Origin of the sequence: Streptomyces sp. NPDC058620 (assembly GCF_042717135.1) — a bacterium.
In the GTDB taxonomy this organism is placed as follows: Bacteria; Actinomycetota; Actinomycetes; order Streptomycetales; family Streptomycetaceae; genus Streptomyces.
In genome coordinates this window covers 1-2,144 of the sequence record NZ_JBHXQO010000144.1, presented here as the reverse complement: position 1 = coordinate 2,144, position 2,144 = coordinate 1, and the positions used below count along the sequence as shown (strand labels likewise).

2 protein-coding genes are annotated in these 2,144 nt (G+C 69.8%); one reads left to right on the top strand and one right to left on the bottom strand.

Going from position 1 to position 2,144, the window contains the following annotated elements:
- Positions 1–171: 171 nt before the first annotated feature.
- Positions 172–741 carry a hypothetical protein gene (locus ACFWSK_RS37685; protein WP_383796682.1) on the bottom strand — a complete coding sequence of 190 codons (570 nt, stop codon included), beginning with the start codon at positions 739–741 and terminating at the stop codon, positions 172–174.
- A gap of 545 nt (positions 742–1,286) precedes the next feature.
- Between ACFWSK_RS37685 and ACFWSK_RS37680 the strand changes: the two genes are divergently transcribed.
- On the top strand, positions 1,287–1,430 hold the full coding sequence (locus ACFWSK_RS37680; RefSeq protein ID WP_383796680.1) for a hypothetical protein: 144 nt from the start codon (positions 1,287–1,289) through the stop codon (positions 1,428–1,430).
- Positions 1,431–2,144 lie beyond the last annotated feature (714 nt).

Genomic DNA, 2,144 nt, shown 5'->3' with positions numbered 1-2,144 from the left:
TGCGGAAGCTCCGCTGCAGCACCACCCGGATCACAGCCGCCGTCCGTGCCGTCGTCGCTCTCGAACTCGCCACCTGATCAAGATGGAAAAGGCTCCCTTGCCTTCCTCGGCCTCGCCGCAGCCCTGACCTGCTACAAAAGACTTGCGAAACTCACCACGTGAGACGTCCTCTTAGGCCTCAGGGTCGGCGGAAGTGCGTTTGTAGTGACATGTGTAGGGATAGGGGTCCCCGCCGTCCGCGTGGACAGTCCCGTCCATCCACAGTTTTCCGTGCTCCATATAGAACGGTAGAAACTGATGGTCGTTGTGATTCTTGAAACTAAGCACCAGATAAGGCGTCAGGCCGGGGTCGTTGTTGACCCCATGCCATTTCCCGTCGCTTGAACGGCGTGTCACCTGCGAGTCCGGCCCGGGGCCGTCCCACTGGACCGGAAAGTCGTTGCTGGAGAAGGTGTAGTCGTCGCGTAGCCGGACGATCGGCGATCCGCATTCCCCCTCCCCATCCCACCGGCCGACCAATTCGGCATGAGTGACGGCCTTCGGAGTGGGGGCGGGTTTGGCTGTCCCGCAAGCGGACGGGGCGAATGCCATCACGGTGGCAGTCGCAAGGCTTGCGCCGATGCGAAATATGTCGAATTGCACGCTGTCTGCTTCCAGCCGTTGGATGACGCCCAGTATGCCGGTCGGTGATCCGAAAGAGACGGCCTTGCGCACCACCACCGCCATCACCTCAGCGGTCACCCCGGCACTCTGAGCTCTGACCACGCCCACCGCCCGCCCCGCTGCCACTCCGCCCGGCAGCGGGGCAGACCGAGACCGTCGGCACAGCGCCTCACGTCCGCCGCTGCCTGCCGTCTCCTGCGACGCGTGCGGCTGCTACCCGCATACCCGCTTTCCGGGCCGCCGGCCCCGGGGACAGCGCGCCCCCGGGCCGCCCCGCCGCAGTCGGCCACGGCCCGCGTGACCCGCCCCCCCACCGTCACCGCCCGCCTCACCACCCCCCGACACCACCCCCACCGCCCCGACCACCCCGACCGCCCTGGATGGGTACACCGCCACCGTCTACCTGAACACCCACCTACGACAACTTCGGCGGCTACAAGCGCCACCACCCGCTCACCGCCGCCACCCGCACCGGCACCGACGACAGCCCTCTGCTCCTGGTTTTCCACACCAGCGCCCGTATCCGCAGCCACGAGGCCGCCGCGTCGGCCGCCTTCGACGTCGGCAACCACCAGCGCGCCGACGACTACGGCCAGACCTGGCCCGGCGACACCCAACGCTCCGTGTCCGTCGGCGACGTCATCAAGATCACCGGCCCCGGCCACTGGATCATCTACCTCCGCGTCGACCCCGTCGGCTTCACGCCCATCCCCGAACCTTCGCACAGCACCCCCACCGGGCAGACCCGCCTCACCCACCGCCCCTGACCACCACCGCCCCACCCCCCTCACGGCCCCGTGCCCGGACACCCGTCCCGGCACGGGGCCGCCCGTCTACCCGCACCCGCGTCCACGTGGCCGCTGCCGCACCCCAGACCCGCAGCGGCCCCGCATCCACCGGAAGGCGCAGCGACCGCCCGCGCCGACTGTCCCCGGCCGGACACCGGACTCTTGGCGGCCCCGCCCGCGCGACCCCGCGCGCCGACCGTCCCTGGCCAGACCGAGACGGCCAACGGGCCACGGGCAACGGGACTCCCAGCGGCCCCGCCCGCCCAGCCCGCGCGCGGTGACTGTCCTCTGCCGGACACCGGACAGCGGACTCCTGGCGGCCCCACCCGTGCCGACCGTCCCCGGCCGGTCACCGGCCACGGGACTCCTGGCGGCCTCGCCCGCGCGGCCCTGCGCGCCGACCGTCCCTGGCCCTCACCTCAGATCCCAGACCCCGGCCACGGGCCAGCTAGCGGTCCCGCCCGCGCGGCCCCCCGCGCGACGACCGTCCCTGGCCAACGCAGACGTCGGCCATTCGAATACTTAGACCGTGTCCTACATGGTCAGTTTGAGGAACCGTTTGTAGCAGCAGAGAGCGGCGGCGAGTCCGAGAAAGGCCAGCTACTGAGGTTTAACTCGTGGTGTCGTTACGCAGATCTGATGGTCAGGCCGGTCTCGGCTAGGCAGCCGTCGATTAGGTTGCTGCGGTACTGG